At 65.0% G+C, this 21,377-nt stretch carries 17 protein-coding genes and 2 tRNA genes; 9 read left to right on the forward strand and 10 right to left on the reverse strand.

Annotated elements, in window-relative coordinates; translation table 11 throughout:
- Window positions 1-11 precede the first annotated feature (11 nt).
- Window positions 12-731, reverse strand: coding sequence for a GcrA family cell cycle regulator (locus GGR40_RS00375; protein WP_429274223.1), 720 nt, complete (start codon window positions 729-731; stop codon window positions 12-14).
- A gap of 96 nt (window positions 732-827) precedes the next feature.
- Here GGR40_RS00375 and GGR40_RS00380 point away from each other — a divergent pair, with 96 nt between their 5' ends.
- The gene (locus GGR40_RS00380; protein ID WP_429274224.1) at window positions 828-1,736 is read left to right on the forward strand and encodes an ABC transporter permease; all 909 of its coding nucleotides are present in this window, start codon (window positions 828-830) and stop codon (window positions 1,734-1,736) included.
- Between the two features lie 28 nt (window positions 1,737-1,764).
- Here the strand turns inward: GGR40_RS00380 and GGR40_RS00385 are convergent, their stop codons facing one another.
- Entirely contained in the window at window positions 1,765-1,989 is a 225-nt protein-coding gene (locus GGR40_RS00385; protein ID WP_429274225.1) for a hypothetical protein, read from the reverse strand.
- A 170-nt stretch (window positions 1,990-2,159) separates the two neighbouring features.
- On the opposite strand from GGR40_RS00385, the gene GGR40_RS00390 reads away from it, so the two are divergent.
- A complete protein-coding gene (locus GGR40_RS00390) occupies window positions 2,160-4,403 on the forward strand; it encodes a putative bifunctional diguanylate cyclase/phosphodiesterase (protein ID WP_429274226.1) in 2,244 nt (747 codons plus the stop codon).
- A gap of 22 nt (window positions 4,404-4,425) precedes the next feature.
- Here the strand turns inward: GGR40_RS00390 and hspQ are convergent, their stop codons facing one another.
- On the reverse strand, window positions 4,426-4,806 hold the full coding sequence (hspQ, locus tag GGR40_RS00395; RefSeq protein ID WP_429275186.1) for a heat shock protein HspQ: 381 nt from the start codon (window positions 4,804-4,806) through the stop codon (window positions 4,426-4,428).
- A gap of 154 nt (window positions 4,807-4,960) precedes the next feature.
- On the opposite strand from hspQ, the gene GGR40_RS00400 reads away from it, so the two are divergent.
- Window positions 4,961-5,050 (forward strand) — tRNA-Ser (locus tag GGR40_RS00400).
- Between the two features lie 440 nt (window positions 5,051-5,490).
- Here the strand turns inward: GGR40_RS00400 and acpA are convergent.
- A complete protein-coding gene (gene acpA, locus GGR40_RS00405; RefSeq protein WP_429274227.1) occupies window positions 5,491-7,158 on the reverse strand; it encodes an acid phosphatase in 1,668 nt (555 codons plus the stop codon).
- Between the two features lie 140 nt (window positions 7,159-7,298).
- Between acpA and GGR40_RS00410 the strand changes: the two genes are divergently transcribed.
- The 3 genes from GGR40_RS00410 to GGR40_RS00420 all read left to right on the forward strand — a co-directional run bounded on the left by GGR40_RS00410 (window position 7,299) and on the right by GGR40_RS00420 (window position 10,423).
- Window positions 7,299-8,315, forward strand: a complete 1,017-nt coding sequence (locus tag GGR40_RS00410) for a 2-oxoadipate dioxygenase/decarboxylase family protein (RefSeq protein WP_429274228.1) — start codon at window positions 7,299-7,301, stop codon at window positions 8,313-8,315.
- Window positions 8,316-8,411: 96 nt separating this feature from the next.
- Window positions 8,412-9,089, forward strand: coding sequence for a response regulator transcription factor (locus tag GGR40_RS00415; protein WP_429274229.1), 678 nt, complete (start codon window positions 8,412-8,414; stop codon window positions 9,087-9,089).
- Window positions 9,086-10,423, forward strand: a complete 1,338-nt coding sequence (locus tag GGR40_RS00420; protein ID WP_429274230.1) for a HAMP domain-containing sensor histidine kinase — start codon at window positions 9,086-9,088, stop codon at window positions 10,421-10,423. Before GGR40_RS00415 ends, GGR40_RS00420 begins: the two co-directional genes overlap by 4 nt.
- A 313-nt stretch (window positions 10,424-10,736) precedes the next feature.
- Here GGR40_RS00420 and GGR40_RS00425 read toward each other — a convergent pair whose 3' ends face one another.
- The 4 genes from GGR40_RS00425 to GGR40_RS00440 form a co-directional block, all read right to left on the reverse strand.
- Window positions 10,737-13,232 carry a TonB-dependent receptor gene (locus GGR40_RS00425; RefSeq protein ID WP_429274231.1) on the reverse strand — a complete coding sequence of 832 codons (2,496 nt, stop codon included), beginning with the start codon at window positions 13,230-13,232 and terminating at the stop codon, window positions 10,737-10,739.
- A 191-nt stretch (window positions 13,233-13,423) separates the two neighbouring features.
- Window positions 13,424-14,848 carry a hypothetical protein gene (locus tag GGR40_RS00430; protein WP_429274232.1) on the reverse strand — a complete coding sequence of 475 codons (1,425 nt, stop codon included), beginning with the start codon at window positions 14,846-14,848 and terminating at the stop codon, window positions 13,424-13,426.
- 138 nt (window positions 14,849-14,986) lie between these two features.
- Window positions 14,987-16,699: a 30S ribosomal protein S1 gene (rpsA, locus tag GGR40_RS00435; protein WP_429274233.1), complete on the reverse strand. Its 1,713-nt coding sequence runs from the start codon at window positions 16,697-16,699 to the stop codon at window positions 14,987-14,989.
- Between the two features lie 368 nt (window positions 16,700-17,067).
- Window positions 17,068-17,520: a tRNA (cytidine(34)-2'-O)-methyltransferase gene (locus GGR40_RS00440; RefSeq protein ID WP_429274234.1), complete on the reverse strand. Its 453-nt coding sequence runs from the start codon at window positions 17,518-17,520 to the stop codon at window positions 17,068-17,070.
- A gap of 128 nt (window positions 17,521-17,648) precedes the next feature.
- On the opposite strand from GGR40_RS00440, the gene GGR40_RS00445 reads away from it, so the two are divergent.
- The gene (locus tag GGR40_RS00445) at window positions 17,649-18,155 is read left to right on the forward strand and encodes an Mpo1 family 2-hydroxy fatty acid dioxygenase (RefSeq protein WP_429274235.1); all 507 of its coding nucleotides are present in this window, start codon (window positions 17,649-17,651) and stop codon (window positions 18,153-18,155) included.
- Window positions 18,156-18,428: 273 nt separating this feature from the next.
- Here GGR40_RS00445 and GGR40_RS00450 read toward each other — a convergent pair whose 3' ends face one another.
- Window positions 18,429-19,049: a (d)CMP kinase gene (locus tag GGR40_RS00450; RefSeq protein WP_429275187.1), complete on the reverse strand. Its 621-nt coding sequence runs from the start codon at window positions 19,047-19,049 to the stop codon at window positions 18,429-18,431.
- Window positions 19,050-19,060: 11 nt separating this feature from the next.
- Complete coding sequence (gene aroA / locus GGR40_RS00455; RefSeq protein WP_429275188.1) at window positions 19,061-20,392, reverse strand: 3-phosphoshikimate 1-carboxyvinyltransferase; 1,332 nt, start codon at window positions 20,390-20,392, stop codon at window positions 19,061-19,063.
- 223 nt (window positions 20,393-20,615) lie between these two features.
- Between aroA and GGR40_RS00460 the strand changes: the two genes are divergently transcribed.
- A complete protein-coding gene (locus GGR40_RS00460; RefSeq protein ID WP_429274236.1) occupies window positions 20,616-20,936 on the forward strand; it encodes a TIGR02300 family protein in 321 nt (106 codons plus the stop codon).
- Between the two features lie 246 nt (window positions 20,937-21,182).
- Window positions 21,183-21,258, forward strand: a tRNA-Ala gene (locus tag GGR40_RS00465).
- Window positions 21,259-21,377 lie beyond the last annotated feature (119 nt).

Genomic DNA, 21,377 nt, shown 5'->3' on the forward strand with positions numbered 1-21,377 from the left:
TGCACGCACGATCAGCGGACCCGGGGACCGCCGAAGGGCAGCGGCGGCGGGGCGCGACGGGCACCGCGCGGCAGCTGGGCCTGATAGGCGCGGCCGCAATGTTCGACGCAATAGGGGAAACCGGGGTTCACCTTGTCGCCGCAGAAGTGGAAGTCCGGCTCGCCGGGGTGACCCATCGGCCAGCGGCAGATGCGGTCGTTGAGATCGAGCAGGCTGGTCTTGTCGGCAACCTCGGCGCTGGGCTTCGCGGGCACCAGACGGCGCGGCGGCGCGGGCGGGATCGGCTGCTGCTGATCGCCGGGGCCCTGACGCAGGAAGCCGCCCGGACCGACCGAGACGATACGCGGCTGCGGCGGCGCAGCGGGCGCAGCATCGGCTGCCGGAGCGGGGGAGGGCTCTGCGCGCTGCACGGGCGGCTGCGGGGCAGGAGCGGCGGCGCGGACCACCGGCGGCTCGACGCGCGGTGCGGGTGCCGGTTCGGGCGCGCTGGTGTTGAACGGAGGCACGGTATCGGCGGGCTTGGGCTTCTTCGGAGCGGCGGGCGCGGCAGGGCGCGCCGGCTTCTCGTTGGCCTTGACCGGGGAAGGACGCGCCTTGAGGCCAAGGCGGTGGGCCTTGCCGATCACCGCGTTGCGGCTGACGCCGCCGAGTTCGTCCGCGATCTGGCTGGCGGTGGAACCACCTTCCCACATCTTGGTCAGCTTCTCGATCCGCTCGTCAGTCCAGCTCATTCCAGTTCCATCGTTCATGCGGGACGACATGAAGAATCGTCCCTGATTTCCAGGCGCCGCTTGCCTCGGAAGGCATCAGCCGATAGTCGCCGGTGCATGGCCGATCAACCCCATTCGACTGCGCTCCCGGACAACCCGCTTCCGGATACCGCCGGGATACTCGATCCCGATGGCGCCGTGGCAAGCCGCTTTCCGGCAAAGGGAGAACCCCTGATCCACCAGGTCAACTGGGAGGGGCTCAAGACCCTCTATATGAAGGAGGTGCGCCGTTTCTTCAAGGTCCAGACCCAGACGATCTGGGCACCGGCGATTACCACGATGCTGTTCCTGGTGATATTCTCGGTGGCGCTGGGCCGCGGCGACCGTCAGGTGCTGGGCGTCAACTTTGCGACCTTCGTGGCGCCGGGGCTGATCGTGATGGGGATGATGCAGAACGCCTTCGCCAATTCCAGCTTCTCGTTCCTGGCGGGCAAGGTGCAGGGGACGATCGTCGATTACCTTATGCCGCCGCTGACCGAGGCGGAGCTGATGGTGGCGATGGTCGGCGCCGCGGTGACCCGCGCGGCGCTGGTGGGACTGGCGCTGACGCTGGCGATGCTGCTGTGGCCGGGCGTGGACCTGTCCATGGCGCACCCATGGGCGGTCGTGTGGTTCGGCATCGGCGGTGCGGCATTCCTCGCGCTGCTGGGGCTGCTGTCCTCGATCTGGGCGGAGAAGTTCGATCATAATGCGGCGGTGACCAACTTCGTGATCGCGCCGCTTTCGCTGCTGTCGGGCACGTTCTACGTCATCGACAACCTCGCGCCTGCATTCCAGGCGATCAGCCGCGTGAACCCGTTCTTTTACGTGATCTCGGGTTTCCGCTTCGGCTTCTTGGGGCAGAGCGACATCGGCGACACCAACATGGCCGTGCTGCACAGCGCGCTAGGCATCGGACTGCTGGATGCCGCAATGGCCATGGCAGTGTTCCTCGTGCTGCGCTCCGGCTGGAAGCTCAAGGGCTGAGCGAAAAGCCCAGCCCCGAAGGCGCCTGTCAGTCTGCGGGCGCCTTGTCCACGGCGCCGGGATCGGCACCGGGACGCTGCAGCACGCCGATGGACGTTGAACTGATGCCGATCGCCGCCAGGAACATCACCAGCAGCGCGATCGCCAGATAGACAGCTTTCCTGACACCCTTGCGCGTGCCGGGCGGGGAATGCTTTTCGTTCATCGGATCGTGCGGTTTGTCGGCAGGCTGGTCAAAAGGGTTGTCGGGCAATTCGTTCGCTCCAGTTGGTCGGTTGTGTCGGATGCTACGAAGGCCAACACCGCGCTCGGCCAAGAGTTGCTCCGGGCGTGCTTTTGCCGCCAGATCGGCGCAAATTCGGCGCCGGATCTCACCTTTCGTTAATAAATCCTTATCTGCTGCGGTGCCAATCAGAAGCGGTGGTGCCTCGATCCGCCCTGACAGAAAATCGCAAGCAGACGATCGCGCGGTTCACCGTCCCGATCGGGGTCGCCGCGATGTGCGTGCTGGGGCTGACCCTTGGTCTGCTGGAATGGTCGGGGCGCGAAGTGGACCGCATCGCACGCGACCGGGATCGCGCCATCGTTTCGCTGATGCTGACGCAAAGCATGGCCCGTCTGGCTCATGCGCAGGAATCGTCCACCGTGTGGGACGATGCACTGCGCGAAGTGCGCAGACAGCCTGTCGATCCGCAATGGCTGGACCAGAACCTCGGCATCTGGTTCGAGAATTATGCTGACATAGATGAAGTCTACGTCCTCGACGCCGGGGGGAAGGCGCTCTACGCCATGCGCGAGGGCAAGCGGGCGCGGCCTGAAAGCTTCATCGCGGTGCAGGACGCTGCCGCACCGCTCATTGCCGCGCTGCGCCGGTCGCCCTCGATCCGTAAACGCAGCCTCGCAGACGTCGACATGCTTTCATCCGGCGAAGCGGACATCGCGACGGTGCATGGCCGCCCCGCAATCGTCAGCGTCAAGCCCATCGTCACCGACAGCGGCGCCTTGCGGCAGGCGCCCGGAACAGAGCCGCTGCATGTCGCCCTGATCTATCTCGACGCCGAATTCTTCGCCGGGATCAGCGAGCAGTACGGCCTGTCCGGCGCGCGCTTTGTCACTTCCGTCTCCCGTTCGGAGAATCTGCGCTCGGTCATGCTGCGCGACCGCCAAGGCCGCGCCGTCGGCTACATGCTGTGGCATCCGTTTGCGCCCGGCAGCCATGTGATCGCCGCGCTGGGCCCTGTGCTGGTGGTTGTGCTGCTGCTCGTCACGGTCGTGGTATTCCTGCTGGCCGGAAGGCTGGCCCGGCGCACGCACGACCTGGAGGAGAGCCGCGTCGATGCGCAGCACCGGGCGATGCACGATGGTCTGACGGGACTGGGCAACCGTGCGATGTTCGAACAGCGGCTGGACGAGGCGCTTTCGCGATCCCGCCGCCACAAGTCGCTGCTGGCGCTGCTCTACATCGACCTCGATCGGTTCAAGCAGGTCAACGATACGCTGGGCCACCCTGCGGGCGATGCGCTGATCCGGCAGGTCGCCAGCCGTCTGTGCGCCGAGGTGAGGGGCTATGATTTCGTCGCCCGGCTGGGTGGCGACGAATTCGCTATCCTCATCGCCGAGCCTGAGGGGCTCGACGCGATCGAGCGGATCTGCACGCGCATCATCGCCGAACTGGAACGCCCCTTCGACCTGTCCGGGTCGCAGGCCTTCATCGGCGGCAGCATCGGCGTCGTCGTCGCGCCGTCGCACGGACTGGACAGCACCGAACTGACGCGAAAGGCTGACATTGCCCTCTACAAGGCGAAGACCGATGGACGAAGCCGTTTCGTGTTCTTCGCCCCGGAAATGGATGTCGACGTCCGCTCGCGCGAAAAGACCTATCGCGAACTGCGGCTGGCGCTGGCCGATTGCGATCATCAGCTGGAAGTCCACTACCAGCCGGTCTGGGCGGTCGAAGGCCGATGCATCGTTGGCGTCGAGGCGCTGTTGCGCTGGCAGCACCCCGAGCAGGGCCTCGTTGCCCCGGCTGACTTCATCCGCTCGGCGGAAGAGACCGGCCTCATTACCGTGCTGGGCGAATGGGTTCTGCGCCGCGCCGTTGAAGACGCGCATGCGTGGCCCAGCCTGCGGGTGTCGGTAAACGTATCGCCCATACAGTTGCGCAGCCGGGCATTCGTCGAAACAGTGCGGCACGTTCTGGCCGAAGGCGCGCCGGGTGCGTTCGACCCCGAAAGGCTGGAGCTGGAACTGACGGAGACGGCGCTCATGGCAGCGTCGGGTGAAGTGGCCCGATCGCTGTCTGAAATCCGCCGCTTGGGCGTGGCATGCGCGCTCGACGATTTCGGTACGGGCTATTCCTCACTGAGCCACATCCGCGACTTTGCAGTGGATCGCATCAAGATCGACCGCTCGTTCGTCAACGCGGTGGACACCGTACCCGGCGCCGCGCTAGTCGAGGCGATTGTCGGGCTGGCAAGGGCAAACGGCCTGCGCCTCACGGCAGAAGGCGTGGAAACCGAGGCTCAGCTCGATTTCCTGCGCAAGGTAGGGTGCCCGGAGGTTCAGGGATATTTGCTATCCCGGCCGGTGCCGGCGGCGGCGATCACTGCGATGTTGGTCGGAGCAGGGGCCGCGGAAAACTGCCCGCAACCTCCACCGCTGATGTAGTCCGGATCGTCGCTGTCGGTGTTCAGTGCGCCAGACCACGACGCAGGCGGTAGCGGCCTTCGTCGTAATCCTCGAACATCTGGGACAGCGAGGGATGGTCCACCGGCCCGCTTTCACCGTCGCCGGTCAGGTTCTGCTGGCTGACATAAGCGACATAGCTCGAATCCTCGCTCTCGGCGAGGAGGTGGTAAAAAGGCTGGTCGCGACGCGGGCGAACCTCTTCAGGGATCGACTGGTACCATTCCTCGCTGTTTGCGAACACGGGATCGATGTCGAAGATGACGCCGCGAAAGTCGTGATGACGGTGCCGGACCACATCCCCGATCGCAAACCGCGCCCGCGTCCTCAGCGGTGCGTCGATCACGCGGCCGGCTTGCGGGGAGAAAAAGGACGCTTTGTTCATAGGCGGAATATAGGTTTCCTGTGGGGTCCAAACAAGCGAGCCGACCCGGCTGTTCCCGAAAAAGTGAAATGAGGGCTTGGCAAGCACGAAAAGGTCGGCTAACGGCGCGTTCCCGACCCGGTGGAACCAGTTTCCACCGCACACAACTTCTAGCGGAGAGGTGGCAGAGTGGTCGAATGCGCTGCACTCGAAATGCAGTGTACGGGTAACCGTACCGTGGGTTCGAATCCCACCCTCTCCGCCACTTACCTGACCGGCTATCAGTGAATGTTTGGAGAACGGCAGATTTTCTGCGGTTTTTAGGCCACCGCTGCTCTGCGACTTCCGATGTTGATCGGGCGCAACCACGTCGATCTTTCGTGGCAGCGACTACCCTTGTTGGTTATAGGGTGAAGTCAAGCCGATCCTCGGAGCGGTGCGACGGCGTTACAAGATTTTAGTTAGGAAAACTAACTAACGGCAGGTGCGCCATAGCTCCTTCGTTTGTGATGATGGCAAATCCACGCCATTACACCCTGGGGCGAAAGACATAGTCATTTCGCGTGGAAGTGGGTGACGGTGCTGTTCTTCCTTCTTAATGGAGCTATGCCTCAAAGAAGGCAGCAGCGGGATGCACCCGCCGGCGCATCGGTTGCCGTCTGATCGAAATCGAAGCAACTTGGCAGACGTCTGTCTAATCCGGCACTACAGATCCAGCGCCGCGGTCAGGTCGCCGGGCGGCATGCCGCCCGCAGCGCGCATCGCTTCTTCCCGCATGGTCAGCCCCGGCAACTTGGCCAGACCGAATCGCCGCGTCAGGAACCGCGCGATGGAGCCGGTATCGTAGATCGTGTGATCGACAAAATCCTTACGCGCATGGGGAGAGACGATGACGGCGGGGATGCGTGTGCCGGGGCCCCAGCGGTCACCCTTCGGCGGCGCTACATGATCCCACCAGCCGCCATTTTCGTCGAAAGTAATGACCACCAGCATCTTGTCCCACTGCGGGCTGGAGCGCAGCGTGTCGATCACCGCCGCGATGTGGTGGTCGCCCGCATCAACATCCGAATAGCCCGCATGCATGTTGAGGTTGCCCTGCGGCTTGTAGAAGCTGACCGGCGGCAAACGGCCCGCTTCGGCGTCGGCAAGGAAGCGGTTGGTGCGCGAAGTGCTGCCTTCGCCGCCGTCACGCAGGTGTTCTTCGCGGTCCCGGGTTCCGGGGGCAAAGCGCGAGTAGTAGTTGAACGGCTGATGATGCGGCTGCAGATTCGGGCGTGACGGGAACGAAGCGTCCTTGCCCAGCGCCGAGCCCCAGGCACCCGCGTACCAGGCCCAGCCGATTCCGCGCGCGGAGAGCATGTCGCCGATGGTGCGGTGATCCTGCGGCACCAGAGTGCTGCCGTTTGACCAGTCCGCATAGCCCGGCTTGTCCGGATCGGGCAGATAACTGGGCATGTAGGGCGGAAGCATCGTGTTCACGGCCCAGAAATCCGGCGTCAGAGTGCTGGGGACGAAGCTGGCCGGGCCGTCCATTGCGCTGGCGGGTGTCTTCGGCTCCAGCTTGAGGCGGATGCCCTTGGGATCGTCGCCCTCCACTTGCGCGATCTTGCGGGCGGGCGGGCCCTTGTCGGCATCGGGGTAGAAGGGAGGCTGCGCGGCGATCAGGTACTGGTGGTTCAGGAACGATCCGCCGAACGCGCCCATGAAGAAGTTGTCGCACAAGGTGAATTCCCGCGCGATCTGCCACAGCCGCAACTGGGCGCGCGTGTCGCCATAGTGGCCCATCACCAGCGCGCCACTGTCCCCCCAGGCGACGAAACCGTCATTGTGTCCGCCATTGATCTGCAGCTGGTTGTTGTAGAACGCGTGGACAAGATCGCGGGTGACAACGCCGTGGGGCAGCGGATCGCCATCGGGCGTCTTCAGCGCGAACGGCGCATTGGGCAGGGCGGCAAGATCGTCCGGCCCGATCAGGTACTCCGTATGATCGACGACCTGCTTTTCCGGGGCGAGACCCTCCCAGATTTTCGGCAGCATAGGCAGGAGCTTGCCATCGCGATCGCGCTGGGCGGCGCGTTCCGCAGGGACCGCCGAAAGCGGCTGCTGCAGGCCGGGAAAACCGGCGAACAGGTTATTGAAGCTGCGGTTTTCCGCATAGATCACCACCACCGTGTCGATAGCTTCACGCAGTCGCGCGTCGCTGACGGGTGCACGGGAGGTGCGGCCGACCGGGCGCGCCTGCGCTGCCGGTGCCGCTGCGCCGACGGTCGCGGTTGCCGCCCCCAGCGCCGCGAGACCTTCGAGAAAATGGCGGCGATCGGTATCGAGCATGCCGGTCTGCGGCAGATCGGAGCGGGCATCGGAGCTGGTCATGGGAATTCCTGGCAATGCGACTTCGGCGGTCGTCTGCCGATGCGCAGCGCGCCTCGTCAATCGCAAAACCGACAAGTGCCACCGCGATGGACGAACGCCCGGATACCTGCCACATCCCTGAACAGAGAAGGCGAGAGACGATGACGAAACAGGATCCCGACATGGTGGAGGCGCTTGCCGCAACGGTGCTGGGCGAACAGCGCGCCAGCGAAATTAGCGCATTGCTGCAGCCGATGGTGCCTTTTGCGCCTGCACAGGACATATCGCGCGCGACTTTTGCGGCCGCGCTGAACATGGTGCTGTTCGCACAGTTGCTGGACCGCGTGCCAAGCGGCGCGGCCTATGTCGCCGATGTGCGCGCATCGCAGGGCAGCGTCCTGTTCGACCACGGCGCGATACGCACCATCCGTTTTGCGCAGGGGCCGACAGGCGCGCTGCCTGCCGGCGAACTGGCGTTCCGCCGCATCCTGGAGCCGTTGGGGTACGAGGATGCGGCGCTATATCCGCTCCCCACTCTGCGCATGACCGGGCGCGCATATCGCCATCGCGATTTTCCCGAAACGATCCCCCAGTTCTTCGTCAGCGAGCTGCACGTCGATCAGTTCGATGCAGAGTTCACCGCTGCCGCCCATCGTGTTTTCGATGCCTCCGTAGATCCGCTCGATACGCCTGCCATGGATGCGCTGGCGCGGTTCGCCGCCGGCGAGGAACTGCTCTTTGGCGATGCTGCGGCGGCGCTTCCCGCCATCGTGGGCGCATTCGGGCGCCAGCATCCGGCGCCGATGCTGTCCGATTACGAAGACCTTTTGTTCGCTTCCAGGGAAGCGGCGTGGATCGCGACGGAAGGCAATGCCTTCAACCATGCGACCGACCGCGTGCCCGACGTCGTCGCCCTGTCGGATGGGCAGAAATCGCTGGATCGGCCCATGAAGGACAAGGTCGAGTTCTCCCGCACCGGACGCGTGCGCCAGACGGCCTATCGCGCCGACATGGTGACCCGCACTTTCCGCACGCCGGAAGGAGAGCGGCAGTTGACGGTGCCTGGCTCGTTCTATGAATTCATCAGTCGCGACGTCGATCCCGATACCGGTCTTCTGGACCTGTCGTTCGACAGCGGCAACGCGACAGGCATCTTCCACATGACCAAGGCCAGCTAAGCAGGGGGGGCTGCGGCGAAACCTGGCGGCCAAGCTTGTTCGCACGGATCACCATGCTAGGGGACGGGGATAGTTCTGCATCCCGGATCGGTCGGCATGAGTCTCAATATCCTCCTGATCGAAGACGATCGCCAGTTGCAGCGCCAGCTTGCCCGGCAACTGGCGCAGTTCGGCCATGAGGTGCACGCTGCCTTCGACGGGCCGCAGGCGCTCTCCCTCCTCAGCAGCCTGCCTGTCGATGCAGTGGTGCTGGACTGGATGATGCCGGGGATGGACGGGCCGGAAGTGGTGCGCCGGATGCGCGAGGATGGCATGACGATGCCGGTGCTGATGCTCACCGCGCTGGGGCAGACGCTGGACAAGGTCGAGGGGCTGGAGGCCGGCGCGGATGACTACGTGGTGAAACCGGTCGATCCGGCGGAGCTGAATGCCCGCCTCAACGCCCTGCTGCGGGCACGGCGGACCAGCGATCAGGGCACCGACACCATCGCGGCAGGCGACATCGTCATCAGTCCGTCCCGCCTGACGGGCTGGCGGGACGGCCAGCCGCTGGCGCTTTCGCAGACCGAGTTCAAGCTGCTGCTCGAACTGGCGCGCAACGCCGGGACGGTGGTGACGCGGCCCATGCTGATAGAGCGGATCTGGGGCCGCGATGTGGTGCCCACCACCAACATCGTCGATGCCCATATCCGCCAGTTGCGCGTGAAGCTGCTGCAGCACGGCGACGATCCCATCGCCACCGTGCGCGGGCTGGGTTATACCCTGCGCGCATGAGGCCGCTGCCGCGATCCTTGCGCGGGCTGACCATCGTCTTCCTGGCGCTGTTCCTGACGGTCACGGCGCTCGCCGGCTTCGGCACGTTCTTCGCCACGCTGTCGATGGTGCGTGTTCTGGTGGACGAACGCATCAGGTCCGAAAGCGATGCGCTGGTTCCGCCGGGCACCAAAGCGAACCGCAGCGAACTGATTGCGCACATTCTGGAACTGACGCGCCAGCGCGATACCGGCGATCTCGGCGTCCTCCTCAGCGATGCGCAAGGAAAGCCGATCGCCGGCAATGCCCGCTTTTCGCGGAAGCTGCCGCTGGGCTATTCCTCGCTGGGGCAGGGGGACAGGATCGTCGGCCTGAGCCAGGGCCGGGTGCTGGTCCGCGAAGTCGGCGGCGGGATGCGTCTGGCCGTCTTTGCCGAAACCGAGCCGATCGACAACTACTTCACCATGCGGCGGCGCATCTACATCGCCGGATTCGGTGCGATCGTGCTGGTGGTGCTGGCCGGATTGATCGCATTTCGCCGCTTGGTCGGTCGCCGCATCGACGAAGCGCGCCGGACTGCGGAATCGATCATCGAGGGTGACTTGTCCCATCGCGTGCCGATGTCCGGCGACGGGGGCGAATTCGATCAGCAGGCGGCGGTCTTCAACCGCATGCTCGACCGCATCGGCCAGTTGATGGGGGAGATCCGCAACGTTTCCAACAATATCTCGCATGAGATGCGCACACCGCTGGCGCGCCTGCGCAACGAACTGGCGCTGATCGAAAGCAGCCCGGAAGCCGCGCCCGTGCGTGACCGCCTGCTGGAAGCGCGCGAGCAGGTGGACGACCTGCTGGGTATGTTCAGCGCCATGTTGCGCATTGCCGAGATCGAGAACGGATCGCGCCGCGCCGGGTTCGCCCCTCTCGATCTTTCCGAACTGACCGAGGAGATCGTCGAGATGGTACGACCGCTCGCAGAGGAGCAGGACCAGCGCATCGTCGTCGAACGTAGCGATCCTGCGCGACTTGTCGGCGACCGGCAGATGCTGTCGCAGCTGGTGCTCAACCTGCTGGAAAACGCGGTGCGCCACACGCCCAACGGCACCCGAATTCGCGTGTCCGTTGCGCGTGAGGTGTCCGGCGCGGTGCTGGTGGTGACGGACGGCGGGCCGGGTATTCCCGCCGCTCAGCGCCAGCTGGTCATGCGCAGGTTCGGCCGGCTGGAGCGTGGCGAAGGCAGCGGACACGGTCTGGGCCTGCCGCTGGCTGACGCAATCGTGCGGTTGCATCACGGTACCCTGATGCTGGAAGACGCCGCGCCCGGCCTGCGTGTGGTGGTGACTTTGCCGGCGTAGTTGGGGCTTCTGACTTCAACGGCCAGCCCAACGCATCGCTGAAAAGGAAGGCGACGTCGCCGCAGGTCGGGAACTTCGCACCTTTGGGCCTCTGCGTGGGACCGACCTTCTTGGCAGTTTGAAGCGGACGTCTGCATCGGGCAGCGCGTCGCTCCCACCTCTACCAAAAACAAAACCGGCGTGACGCGGGGGAGGCATCACGCCGATTCAGGAACCGTCCACGCAGGGTGAGTGCAAAGCAAGGCCCATCGTGCCGGCCTGCTTTCCGCCTGCGCGGCGGTCTTCCCCGGCTCTTCCGAACCGGGGAATGTACTTAGAACGCGACGCTGGCGTCGATGCCGAAGGTGCGCGGCGCGTTGAAGTTGCCGTAGTCACCTATGACGTTGCCGATGCTGCCGGTGGTGACGTTGGTCGTCGGTGCGCCGGGCAGGCTGTTCGACGGGTCACGACGGAACACATACTGTTCGTTGAAGATGTTGCGGCCCCACACGCCCAGTGTCAGCTTCTGGTTGCCCACGCCGATGTCTGCCAGCGAGATGCGACCGTTGAAGATGAGCGAAGCGTCGTTTTTGGTGGCGAACTGATCGAAGGCCTGCGTCGCCTGCGAGTAGTTGCCGTCGACGTGGAACTTCAGCTTGGTGTCCTGAGCGCCGATCGGCAGCACGTAGTCGATGGAGCCGCTGGCTGCGTTGCGGGGCGTGAACACGATGTAGAACTGCTGGTAGACACTGGTGGAACGGCCCGCAGGGTCGGTCGCGGTGATCAGCACCGGCGGGATCTTCGTGTAGGTATAGGCATAAGAGGCGTTCAGCGTCAGGCCTTCGACCGGCTCCAGCGTCAGGTCCGCTTCGATGCCGCGGATCTTGGTGATGCCGGGTGCGTTGATCGTGACCAGATTGTTGAAGCTGCTGGAACCCACGAATTGGATCGAGCTGATGTCGACTTGGCTGTTCTTGCGGTCCATGATGTAACCGGCCAGGTTGAAGCGGGCGCGGTGGTCCCAGAAGTCGGACTTCAGACCCACTTCATAGGATTTGACGTCTTCCGGGTTGAAAGACTGGTAGTTGGAAGTGCGCGAACTGGCACCGCCGGCGCGGTACCCGGTCGCGTACTTGGCGTAGACGTGCAGATCGTCGTTCACGTCGTATGCGACGGTGGCCATCGGGTTGAAGCGGTTCCACTTCGCGTCGAGAGGCTTGTAACCCACACTGGCTGCGGGCGGATTGGTGTCGTAGTTCACATTGCGCGAGAAGTGCAGCACGCCTTCCTTCTCGTCATGCGTGTAGCGGCCGCCCACCGTCAGATGCAGCTGCTCGGTGGCGTTGTAGGTGATCTGGCCATACGCGGCGTAGCTCTTCGACCAGACTTCAGAAGCCCGGTCGATCGAGCGGCAGCCGACCGTTGATCCGAACCCGCCCGAACCGGTGCAGGGGTCGAGGATGGTGTAGACCGGCTGACCTGCCGCGTTCAGATACACGCCGTTCGAGTTCGGCGTGGCGGCATCGTCGCTGACGTGCTCGTTGAAGTAGAACAGGCCCGCAACGTAGTCGATCTTGCCCGCGGTGCCCACGGCCTGCAGCTCCTGGCTGAACTGGCGCTGGCGCAAGTCGGCAAGGCTGTAGCGGCTGAAGGCGCAGGGTGCCGCCTGGGTGCAGGCAGAAGTCAGGTTGACCACCGGCGGACGGTGCGCGCCGCCGGAATTGTCCCACTGCGTGGCGTCGACGCCGCGCCATGCGGTGATCGAGCGGATTTCGATTTCGGGTGTGGCTTCCCACTTCAAGGTGTTGGTGAAGCCGTGGGTCTTGTCCACGCTGACCTGCTGCGGAACGCCGATGTCGGCAACCTTCATGCGCGTGTCGCCGTTGACGACCACGCCCGGCAGCAGCGAGCGCACGGTGCCGGTCAGCGAGGTATACTGTGTCCCCGGCAGGGTGCATGCGGCATGCGACGCCTGCGTGCCGGCAGCACAACCGTTGGGGTTGTAGTTCAGCAGCTGGCTGTAGAAAGGCGTGTTCTCATCGCGCGCGACGTCATAGGAGAAGTCGTTGGTGATGGTGCTCGTCGGCTGCCAGCGGACGGCCACGCGGCCACCCTTGCGGTGGTACTGGTTGAAGCCGGCCTGGCCCGCCAGCGGGTTTTTGGTGGTCGGATCCTGATGCTGTAGCACGCCGTCCAGCTTGACCGAGAAGCCTGCGAACTTGGGCAGATCGATGTGGGCCGATGTGCTGTAGGCGCCATAGTTGCCCAGGCCGCCGTCGATGCGGCCACCGAATTCGCCGGTGGGCGCCTTGCTGACGATGCTCAGCGCGCCGCCTTCGGTGTTGCGGCCGAACAGGGTGCCCTGCGGCCCCTTGAGCACTTCCACGCGCTCGACGTCGAACAGCGCCGCGTTCAGGCCGTGCTGGCGGCCCATGTAGACGCCGTCGACATAGATGCCCACGCCCTGTTCGCGGGCCGGCTGGTTGGCATCTAGCGGCACGATGCCGCGAATGCCGATTGTCAGCGCGCTCTGGCGGGCCTCGAACGTGGCGACGCGCAGCGATGGTACGGCGCCGTCGGCCAGATCGTAGAGGCTCTGGACGTGCCGATCCTTGAGCGCCGCCTGGTTCACCACGTTCATCGAGATCGGGGTTTCCTGGAGGTTCGTCTCGCGCTTGGTCGCGGTGACGACGATATCGCCCAGCCCGGAATCGGCGGCTGCGTCGGCAGCGGCATCGGCGGCGGGAGCGTCGGCCCATGCATTTCCGCCGGTTACTCCTGCAAGCATCGAACCGGCGAGCAGCGTCGCGCGGACAAACTTGGTCATCATGTTGAAATTCCACCCTTTTGCAGCAGTCCGCGACTGCCTTGGGGCGGCTAATATGGCTGCATCGCGACAGTTATATGGAGGTTCAATGACGTTGGAGTCGCGCCGCCCTCATGCTCGCTTCATTTTCGGTACAAAGGGCTGAAACGCTTGCGAAATTCGGGCGTGAAAAGCGGCGAAAAAATCTTTCGGACTTATCTGCCGATCAGTCCCAGTGCATGACGGACGAAGGCGTCGCGGTCGAGCACCCACCGGGCGTCTTCAGGCAGGTCCGGGTCGGCATACGTCCATCCCGCATCCGCCGTGCGGGCATAAACCTTGTCGAACGTGCCGGAGGTGCCGAAAGCCAGCGAGATCATGCGCTGCTGCGCCGGCCCGGTGCTGCCTTCGCCGTCGACATGCGTGCCATCCGCGCCGATCGCCTGGCCAGTGCGGCGCAGAGCGAACACATGCGGTTCGCTGCGAAAGCTTTCGACAGACGTATTCACGAAGACCGACAGGTAGACCTTGTCGAGCGCCTTCAGCGGATCGGCAGGCATGCGCCACTCCGCATCGGCGACACCGCTCCACGGATAATTGTCCGCCTCTGCGTACCGAATGTCCGTGCGCAGATCGACGAGGGTGTCGCGCGGATCCTGCGCAGGCTGCACGCGTTCCAGGCGCAGCCCGTCCGCCCAGGTGAAGCCGAAGGCCGTCGCATCGACCAGCGGCATCGCCGAGGGCGTCGAATGCTGCGGCACGTTGGAAACCGTGACGTTCTCGTAGACGCGCAGGTACACCTTGTCCTTCAACTGGTGCCCGCTGGCTAGGTTCTCGTAAGCGCGCTGGCCGTGGAACACGGTGTTGCGGAAGTGGGAGACGAGGGTGCCGTTGATGTAGGTGGTGTGCTGCTGGTCGAAATTGGTGCCCACGTTTCCGGCGATGTCGCTGTCCTCGACGTAGAGCATCGTCTGGCCGTTCGGTACGAACAGCGCATTCTTGCCGCCGTAAATCTTCGAACGGCGCACGACGGCGGTGAACAGCCCCGGCTTCTTCGTATCGACCACCTCGAGATGCAGCGCGCCCATCGGCTGGATGGCGCCGGGAAAATCTAGCTCCACGTCGCGCATCTCGAAATGGGCGCGGGCGGTTCCCATCGAAAACAGCCGAAGGTCGACTGCCGCCCATTCGTCGGCGGTGCGGAAGGTCACCCGGTGGCCGGACATCGAGGAGCGCAGGATATACTGCGTGCCGTCAGGCGACCCGACGATCTGCGGCATCCACGGTGCGAAGGGATAGACGCAGGGCTTTCCGGCGGAATCGAGCGCATCGTAGATGAACTCGTACCCGCCCTCTACCCGGCCATATAGCGAGTCGGCGCTGCGGCCCTGGTAGACTTCCCTGCCCGCCGCACGCGACGCATCGCACTTGATCCGCAAGGTCACGGCAGGTGCGCGCAGGTGGCCCATCGGCATGTAGAACGGATAGAGCGTGTCGCGCTCTTCCGGCGTCGGCGTGGCGACTGCTGCGGGCGCTGGCGGGGGCAGAGGTGCGGCAACCACCGTCACCGGCGCGGCAACGTCCAACAGCAGTGGCAAACCCAGCGCGATGGCGGATTTCAGGCGATGGGTGAGGGGCAAGAACGTCTCCATGCGACAGATGCGGGAACCCTGGCGCAAGTTGGTGAACGAAAAGGCCCCCAATAAAAGCAAAAGCCCGCCCGGATCGCTCCGGGCGGGCCTTCACTGTCTCACCGTGAGGTGAGGCTCGGACCGGTCTTACGAACGGTTCTTCAGAGCCTCGCCCAGGATGTCGCCGAGCGAAGCGCCCGAGTCCGACGAACCGTACTGCTCGACTGCTTCCTTCTCTTCGGCCAGCTGGCGGGCCTTGACCGAGAAGTTCGGCTTCTTCGAGCGGTCGAAACCGGTGACCATGGCGTCCAGCTTCTGGCCGACCTGGAAGCGGTCGGGACGCTGTTCGTCGCGGTCGCGGCCGAGGTCCGAACGCTTGATGAAGCCGGTGGCGCCATCGTCGCCAGCCTGGACTTCCAGACCGCCGTCGCGAACTTCGAGAACGGTGACGGTGACGACCTGGCCGCGGCGCAGGTTGCCTTCCGCCGACGAACCGGTGCCGCCAGCTGCCGGAGCGCCACGCTCAAGCTGCTTCATGCCGAGCGAGATGCGCTCCTTCTCGACGTCGACGTCGAGAACCACGGCCGAAACCTGCTCGCCCTTGCGGTGCAGGGCCAGTGCGTCTTCGCCCGAGATGCCCCATGCGATGTCCGACATGTGGACCATGCCGTCCACGTCGCCGTCCAGGCCGATGAACAGACCGAATTCGGTCGCGTTCTTGACTTCGCCTTCGACCTGCGAGCCAACCGGGTGACGTTCTGCGAACGCTTCCCAGGGGTTCTGCTGAGCCTGCTTCAGGCCGAGCGAGATGCGGCGCTTGTCCGAATCGACTTCGAGAACGACCACTTCGACTTCCTGCGAGGTCGAGACGATCTTGCCGGGGTGGACGTTCTTCTTGGTCCAGGACATTTCCGAAACGTGGACGAGGCCCTCGATCCCGGCTTCCAGCTCCACGAAGGCGCCGTATTCGGTGATGTTGGTGACAGTGCCCTGCAGCTTCGCGCCGACCGGGTACTTGACGCCTGCGCCTTCCCACGGATCGCTTTCCAGCTGCTTCATGCCGAGGCTGATGCGCTGCGTGTCCGAGTTGATGCGGATGATCTGCACCTTCACGGTGTCGCCGATGGCGATCACTTCGCTCGGGTGGTTGACGCGCTTGTAGCTCATGTCGGTGACATGGAGCAGGCCGTCGATGCCGCCGAGGTCAACGAACGCACCGTAGTCGGTGATGTTCTTGACGACGCCGTCGATGACCTGGCCTTCGCTCAGCTTGTCGATCAGCTCGCTGCGCTGTTCAGCGCGGGTTTCTTCGAGGACGGCGCGGCGCGACACGACGATGTTGCCACGGCGACGGTCCATCTTGAGGATCTGGAAGGGCTGCGGCACGTCCATCAGCGGGGTGACGTCGCGCACGGGGCGGATGTCGACCTGCGAGCCGGGGAGGAACGCAACGGCGCCGTCGAGATCGACGGTGAAGCCGCCCTTGACGCGGCCGAAGATCACGCCTTCGACGCGCTTGCCTTCGCCGAATTCGTTTTCGAGCTTGTCCCACGCGGCTTCGCGGCGAGCGCGGTCGCGCGACAGCATGGCTTCGCCGTCGGCGTTCTCGACGCGATCGACGTAGACTTCGACTTCGTCACCGACCTTCAGGCCGTGGTCGTCTTCGCCACGAGCGAATTCGCGCAGCGACACGCGGCCTTCGCTCTTGAGGCCCACGTCGATGACAGCCTTGTCGTTCTCGATCGCGGTGACGGTGCCCTTGACGACGCGGCCTTCGAAGCCGTCATCGGCGACGCCGCCGAGCTGGTCGTCGAGCATCTTCGCGAAATCGTCGCGGGTCGGATTGGCAGCAGTTGCCATTAAGACATTTCCTTGGTTCGATTTTCCGGCCTGGCGGTTGGTTCCGCCGGTCTTTTCTCCGCGCCTGCACCATTGCAGGAAAGCGGGCCAAAGAAGCCGAACTGCCGCGGCGACCGGATGCCGTTCGCGGCGCCCCTTGAGCCATGGGCCTTTCGGGACCGGCGGCCATTACGCGCCGGGCACCCGAAATGCAAGGGAATTGGCGGCATGCGCTGACGGTTGCATGCCCTGCAAGTTGATGAAACCCATGCGCCAGCCGCCTGTCCAAAGGCATGTACTTGAGGGTGGAGCCGTGCCGCCGGATCGGGATGAGAAAGAGCCGCCCCGATCATAGCGCCTGCGAAGGATGTAGGAAAACGCTTCGTCCCTTATCCGGGCAGGCCGCCAGTCTGGCGCAGCGCCTCTCCCAGCGCGAGCGCCGCCGATGTCGCGAGGTTCATGGAGCGGACTTCGGGCCGCATCGGCAGCCGCACATGGGCATGGCACGCCTTCGACACGGCGGGGGTGACGCCCGCGCTTTCCTTGCCGAACAGCAGGATGTCGTCCGGGCGGTAGGCGAAACCGTAGGCCGACGTGTCCGTCTTCGTGGTGAACAGCACCAGCCGCGCCGTGCCCACGGTTTCCAGGAAGGCGTCGAAGCCGGCGTGCCGGGTGACGGAGACATGGTCGATGTAGTCCATCGCGGTGCGGCGCACCCGGCGGTCGTCCCAGGCAAAGCCCATCGGCTCTATCAGGTCCACCGCTGCGCCCATGCACGCGCACAGGCGCAGCACCGCGCCGACATTCCCGGCGATCTCCGGTTCGAAAAGAGCAATTCGCATCGGGCCTGATTGGCGGCCCCGAAGGCACCTTGCAAGCCCACGGGCAGCGATAGTAGCGCCGGGTGCAGGGGCGCAAACTTCGCTGGCCCAATTCCCGCGCTGCGCTATCATGCAGGCGGGAGAAAAAGATGTCCGAACGGCTCGTGCGCCATCTGGCGCAATATGCGGCCTATCATCGCGACCGGCGCAACGTCGCCACGCACATGGTTGGCATTCCGATGATCGTGCTGGCGGTTGAAGTGCTGCTGGCGCGGCTCCGATTCCAGATCGGCGGGGTGGAACTGGCCGCCGTCGATCTCGCCATCGTCGCGGTGTGCTGCTTCTACTTCACGCTTGACCGGCGGCTGGCCTGCGGCATGGCCGTGCTGCTGGCGGTGGGCAAGGTGATCGGCGGCAAGCTGGCCGAGCAGGACGCCGCGACATGGCTGGGCTGGGGGCTGGGGCTGTTCGTGGCGGGCTGGCTGTTCCAGTTGCTTGGCCACATATGGGAAGGGCGCAAGCCCGCGTTCCTCGACGATCTGCGCGGCCTGCTGATCGGGCCGCTGTTCGTGCTGGCCGAAGCGGTGTTCCACTTCGGTCGCCGCCGGGACTTGCGCGGCGCGATCGAGGCGCGGCTGGCGCAGCCGGCGGAGTAGGGGGCTTAGGGCGATTGTTCGTCCGCGATCCGTGGCTAACCTTGCCTTCCCACCCCCCGTCACCCTGAACTTGTTTCAGGGTCCATCGTGCAGCGGTAACCCAAAGCGTCGCGTCGCTGCGCCGTGATGGCGGTTTGCTGACCGAAGCACCGCGCTTACGGCAAAATGGACCCTGAAACGAGTTCAGGGTGACGGAGATGAGAGGGCGGCCCTTCGTCGCTCCCAACCCGATTCCGGCACCGCGGGCCATCACGCCCACCCGCCAAACCCCCCTTACGCCGAAAGCGCATTCACTGCCGCGATGGCTGCGGCGATGGCTTCCTCGCGCTTGAGGGAGGAGGTGTCGATCGTCACCGCGTGGTCCGCTGCAACTAGCGGCGCGTCCTTGCGGTTGCGGTCGCGCTCGTCGCGGGCGGCGAGGTCGGCGGCGATCTCGTCCAGTGAGACGTCGCGGCCATGGGCCTGCATTTCAAGGAAGCGGCGCTGCGCCCGCGCCTCGACCGAGGCGATGACGAACAGCTTGGCGGGCGCCTCGGGGGCGATCACGGTGCCGATGTCGCGCCCGTCCAGCACTGCGCCGCCGGGCTGGAGGGCAAAGCTGCGCTGGCGGTCGAACAGGGCCTGGCGCACTGCGGGATGGATGGATACGCGGCTGGCAAGCCCGCCGGTCGCCTCGGAGCGCAGTTCAGGGTCGGCCAGCAGTTCGGGCGGGAAGGTGCAGGCGGCCAGCGCGTCCGCCGGATCGTCGGGATTGCCGCCGCTCAGCAGGCACTGGCGGCCCACCGCGCGATAGAGCAGCCCGGTGTCGAGATGCGGCAGGTGGAAATGCGCGGCCAGCGCCTTGGCGATGGTGCCCTTGCCGGATGCGGTGGGGCCGTCGACCGCGATAATCAGGTCGGCAGGCTTCATTGGGCAAGGCCTTCCAACCCGAGTTTGGCCAGCATGGCCTCGAACACCGGGAAGCTGGTGGCGATGGGGCGCACGTCGTCCACTTCCACGCCGGCGCGGCTGGCAAGGCCCGCGACCGCCATCGACATGGCGATGCGGTGATCCAGGTGCGTGGCGATGGCGCCGTTGGTGCCGACGAGCGGCTCCCCGCCGGTGCCGGTGATGACCATGCCGTCTTCGGTCTCGCGCACGCGCGCACCTGCGGCGGCAAGCGCGGTCGCCATGACGGAGATGCGGTCCGATTCCTTGACGCGCAGTTCCTCAAGGCCGGTGCAGGTGGTGACGCCTTCTGCCAGCGATGCGGCGACGAACAGCACGGGGAACTCGTCCACCATCGCCGGCACGATGGCAGGATCGACCTCGATGCCCTTGAGCGCGGAGTGCTTCACCAGCAGGTCTGCCACCGGCTCGCCGCCGACTTCGCGGGGGTTCACTTCCTCGATGGAGCCGCCCATCTGGCGCAGCACCTGGACGATCCCTGCGCGCGTGGGGTTAAGGCCGACGTTCTCTATCAGCACTTCGCTGCCCGGAACGACCAGCGCGGCGACGATGAAGAAGGCGGCGGAAGACGGGTCGCCGGGAACTTCGATGGTCTGCGGCTTCAGTTCCGCCTCGCCCCGGATGGAGATGACGCGCGCGCCGTCGGCGTCGGTCTCCACGGTCAGGTCGGCGCCGAAGCCGCGCAGCATCCGCTCCGAATGGTCGCGGGTGGGCACCGGCTCCACCACGGTGGTGATGCCGGGCGTGTTGAGGCCAGCCAGCAGGATCGCGCTCTTCACCTGCGCCGAGGCCATCGGCAGGCGATAGCGGATCGGCACGGCGGGCGATGCCCCCTTGAGGATCAGCGGCAGGCGGCCACCTTCCGACGCCTCGAAGCTGGCGCCCATGGTGGAGAGCGGATCGATCACGCGGCCCATCGGGCGCTTCGACAGCGAACCGTCGCCGATGAAGGTCGCGGTGATCGGGTGGCTGGCGACCAGCCCCATCAGCAGGCGGGTGGACGTGCCCGAATTGCCCATGTCGAGCGGCGCCTCGGGCTGGAGCAGGGCGCCCACGCCGACGCCGTTGACAGTCCATGCGCCTTCTCCGGTGCGCGTCACCGTGGCGCCCATGGCGCGCATCGCAGCGGCGGTGGAGAGCACGTCCTCGCCCTCCAGCAGGCCGGTCACCTTAGTCTCGCCCACCGCCAGCGCGCCCAGCATGATCGAGCGGTGGCTGATCGACTTGTCGCCCGGCACGCGGATTCGCCCCTTGAGTGGCCCGGTCGGCAGGAAGCGGCGGGGGCGCATATCGGCGGTGTCGTGGCTCACAGGACGGGTCTTTCCGGGATTGAATACTTCAAAAACGGGGCGGCTTTTGACAGCGCCTGTCCGCTATGGCAAGGCGCGCGCCCTGATGCGGCCTTGCGCGCCTTTTCACGCGAGACTTGATTAAGTACGCGGGCTTTCCCATCAAGACTTGCAATTTATCGCCCGGGCCATCCGGAACGGGCCAGACTTTGAGGACTTTGTCATGGCCAAGCCTGAATGGGGCGCCAAGCACGGCTGCCCGAAATGCGGCACCCGCTTCTACGACCTGGGCAAGGATGACCCGGTCACCTGCATCGAATGCGGCAACGAATGGACGCCCGAGCCGGTGCTCAAGTCCAAGCAGCCGATTCCCTATGAGGAAATCCAGAAGAAGAAGGAAGTCGAGCAGGAAGACTCCGACCTGGCCGAGGACGATCTGGACATCGATGACGATGGCGATTCGCCCGACAACGACGTCGACCTGGGTGGCGACGACGATCTGGGCATCGGCGCCGGTGACGACGACGACGACATCGAGAACTGATGTGATCTGAAAGGGGCCGGTTCGCTCACCCACACGGGAAGCGAACCGGCCCCTTCTGCTTTCGGGGCTGCAATCGGACCCCGGAAAATGCGGCGACGAAAAAAATCGACGCGATGTGAATTTTCCTCTTGCCAACTTTTTCGACCACCCCTAGATGGCGGCCTCCCAAGCGGAGGCGCTTCTGAGAAACGCCGGAAAGCAAGGGAAACGGGTTGGTCCTCCCAGGGCTAACTTGCTGAAATGATTGGGGCCTTAGCTCAGCTGGGAGAGCGCCTGCATGGCATGCAGGAGGTCAGCGGTTCGATCCCGCTAGGCTCCACCATTTCGCCACATTGAAGTTTCGCATGATTGCGACACGCTGGTTGACGAGGTTTCGTCCACCGGCGTTTTTCGCTATCAGGTCATGCACACGTCGGTCAGCGAGGTTTCGCCCACCGGCGT

Origin of the sequence: Novosphingobium gossypii (genome assembly GCF_050433305.1) — a bacterium.
In the GTDB taxonomy this organism is placed as follows: Bacteria; Pseudomonadota; Alphaproteobacteria; order Sphingomonadales; family Sphingomonadaceae; genus Novosphingobium; species Novosphingobium gossypii.